The 3399-nt window shown below is 64.5% G+C and carries 2 protein-coding genes; one reads left to right on the forward strand and one right to left on the reverse strand.

Translation table 11 applies throughout. From position 1 onward, the window contains the following. On the forward strand, window positions 1–1533 hold a 1533-nt coding region (locus AC1DMG_RS20995), incomplete at its 5' end, for an elongation factor G (RefSeq protein WP_477181042.1). Between the two features lie 35 nt (window positions 1534–1568). Here the strand turns inward: AC1DMG_RS20995 and AC1DMG_RS21000 are convergent. Next, window positions 1569–3399, reverse strand: a 1831-nt coding sequence (locus AC1DMG_RS21000) for a sensor histidine kinase (protein WP_477181043.1), incomplete at its 5' end; no start/stop codon positions are given.

Below are 3399 nucleotides of genomic sequence, written 5' to 3' on the forward strand. Positions count from 1 at the left end.
TGGGATACCGTGCCGCTCAACGAAGTGGCCAGCCGCGTGAAGTTCAGCACGGCGGCCGACCAGGCGTGGGTGGACAACCTTGAAAAGCTGCGCCACGAGACGCTGGAATACGCGCTGGCCATGGACGACGCTGCGTTCGATCGCCTGATCGAAACGGGCGAGTTCGATCCGGAAATGTTGAAGCAGTGCATCCGCAAGGGCTGCGTGTCCGGCAAGCTGGTGCCGGTGTTCTGCGGCTCCTCGTATCGCAACAAGGGCGTGCAGCAGTTGCTGGATGCGGTGATCGACTATATGCCGTATCCCGGCGAGAACGGCGGCATTGCACTGGTGGACGAGGACGGTCACGTCACCGGCGAGCAGGGCGTGATCGATGAAGCGCCGGCCCGCGCGCTCGCCTTCAAGGTGATCAACGACCAGTTCGGCACGCTCACGTTCTGCCGCGTGTATTCGGGCGTGATCAAGAAGGGCGACACCTTGCAGAACGTCACCCGCGGCAAAAAGGAACGCATCGGCCGCATCGTCGAAGTGCAGGCCAATGCGACCAGGGAAATCGACGAGGTGCGCGCGGGCGACATCTGCGCATTCGTGTCGTTGAAGGAAACCGAGACGGGCGACTCCTTGTCCGATCCGGCGCATCCTGCGCTGCTGGAACGCATGCGCTTCCCTGATCCGGTGATCAGCGTGTCGGTGGAGCCCAAGACCCGCAACGACATCGACAAGATGTCCGCGGCGCTCTACAAGATGGTGAAGGCCGATCCGTCGCTACGCCTGGAGATGGACAAGGAAACCGGCCAGACCGTGCTCAAGGGCATGGGCGAGCTGCACCTGGAGGTGACCATCGACCGCATGCGCACCGAGCTGGGCGTGGACGCCAATATGGGCAAGCCCAAGGTGAGTTTCCGCGAGGCCTTTGGTCGTACGGTGGAACACACCTATACGCACAAGAAGCAGTCGGGTGGTTCGGGCCAGTTTGCCGAAGTCACCATGATTTTCGAGCCGCAGGAGTCGGGCAGCGGCGTGGTGTTCTCCGACGAGATCGTCGGTGGCCGCGTGCCGCGCGAATACATCCCCGCCGTGGAGCACGCCGTCAATGTGGAGTCGCGCGAGGGACAGATCGCCGGGTACGAGGTGGTGGACTTCAAGGCGCGCCTGATCGACGGCAAGTTCCATGACGTCGACTCGTCGGCGCTGGCGTTCGAGATTGCCACGCGGCAGTGCTTCCGCGAGGCACAGCGGCTAAGCAAGCCCAAGCTGCTGGAGCCGGTGATGCGGCTGGAAGTGGTCACCGAGGCGGACTACCTCGGCGATGTCATCGGCGACATCAACCGTCGTCGCGGCACCGTAAGCGACCAGGGCCAGAAGGGCACGCAGGCTTTCGTGCAGGGCTTTGTGCCGCTGGCGGAAATGTTTGGTTACATCAACTTCCTGYGCTCGGCCACGCGCGGGCGCGGCACCTTCACCATGGAGTTCGACCACTACGAGGAAGTGCCTGCCAACCTGGTGGACACCTTGATGGAAAAAGAGTCGAAGTAGAGGCCTCGCTGGTCACGCCGTGGAGCGAATGGCGCTCACGGCGTGACGGGTCGGTCAGTGCTGCGGCGCTCGTCCCTGGTCGCGCGGTAAGCCGCGCGGCACGGGACGCTCAGCAACCATTGCGTGCCATGCGGGTCGCGCTGCCGCAGCGATAACTTTGCGCCGAGTCGTTGCGCGCGCTCGCGCATGCCGACGATGCCCCAGTGCCCGGCGTCCACCGCTGCTCGCACGGTGGCTTCATCCAGGCCGCTGCCATCGTCCGCCACGCGCACACGCAGCCAGCGTGGCTGGTGATCCACGTGGACCTCCACCTGGCGCGCCTCGGCGTGGACGAAGGCGTTGCGGATCGCCTCGCGGACGATGTCGATGATTTCATCGCGCGCGCTGGGCAGCAGGGCGCGCGGCTCGCCTTCGGCGCTGAGTCGGAACCTCACGCCCGGGTACAGCGAAGCCAAGTCCTCACCTACCGCGAGGATCGACTGAACCGGTTCATTGTGCTGCGGTTCGTCACCGCGCAAGGCGATGATCTTGTCGCGCCCTTCGATCACCATCTGCCGGGCCTGCTCGATGGCGGCGTTGAGTACATCGGCCTGCTCTTGATCGGGTACTGGCCGCGACATCAGCGCCTGCAGGCGCAACAACAGGCCTTGCACGCCTTGCAGCAAGGTATCGTGGATTTCCCGGGCGATGCGCTCGCGCTCGTTCATGCGCTCCATCAACTGCAGGTGCACACGATCGGCCGCCAGCCGGGTTCGCCACAGGAAGAACACGGCGACCAGGCTGCCAAGGACGACGGCGCACGACACATAGAACCACCAGGACTGGTAGAACCACGGCGCAATGCCGAGGCTGATCTCCGCCCCTTGAAGGTTCCACACGCCATCGTCGTTGGCGGCAATCACATGGAATCGGTAATTGCCGGGATCCAGGTTGGAATAGAACGCCTCGCGGCGATTGCCGACGTCCTGCCAGGCGGCGTCGACGCCATCGAGCCGATAGCGAAAGCGCACACGATCGGGAATGGCCAGGCTTGCCGCGCTGTATTGCACCTGCAGATTGGTCGTGCCCTTGGGCAAGACGATGCGTTGGCCGGCGGCGTAGCGCCGGCCGTTGGCAATGATCGCGGTGATCGCCACCGGCGGCGGCAATGGATTGTTGAAAGGTTTGGAGGGATCGATCCACGCCGGCCCCTGGTTGGTGAGAAACCAGAAACGATTGCGACCGTCCACGGCGGTGGTCGGCAGGATGGCGCCTTGCTTGGCGATGCCAGGCAGGCCGTCGCGCAGATCGAACAGACGATAGGCCGGTTGATGGTCCGATCGTTCGAAGCCGGCGGTGACTTCGTCAGATTCGATCCGCACGACGCCCTTGCCGGTATTGAGCCACAGGTCGCCATTGGCGGTGCGCACGATGCCCGTGATGCCGCTGAAGGTGTCGTTGTCCTGCACCGGCATCGATGCGAGGCGGCCGTCGCGCAGGCGCGCCAGCCCTTGCTCTCCGCCGATCAGCAGGTCGCCGGCCTCGACCACGATGGCGGTGATGGTGCCCACGTGCAGTCCGTCGCCCGCGCTGTAGAGATGCGCGCCTTGCTCGTCGATGCGCACCAGGCGGTCGCCTGCATAACCGATCCACACGTCGCCATGTTCGCCACTCGCCAGCGCCGTGGGTGTTTCATCGGCCAGCGCGGGCAGGGGCACCACGCGTTGCCATTGTCCCTGTTTGAGTTGGTACAGGCCGTGCTCGGCCAGTGCCAGCCAGGGGCGATCGTCGCGATCGATCGCAAACGCGCTTGCCCGCGTGAGATCGGGCGATACGGGCCATTCGATGGTGTCCAGGGTCTTGCCGTGCAACTGGTAGAGCCGATTG

The organism is Dyella sp. 01N36, from assembly GCF_056399745.1.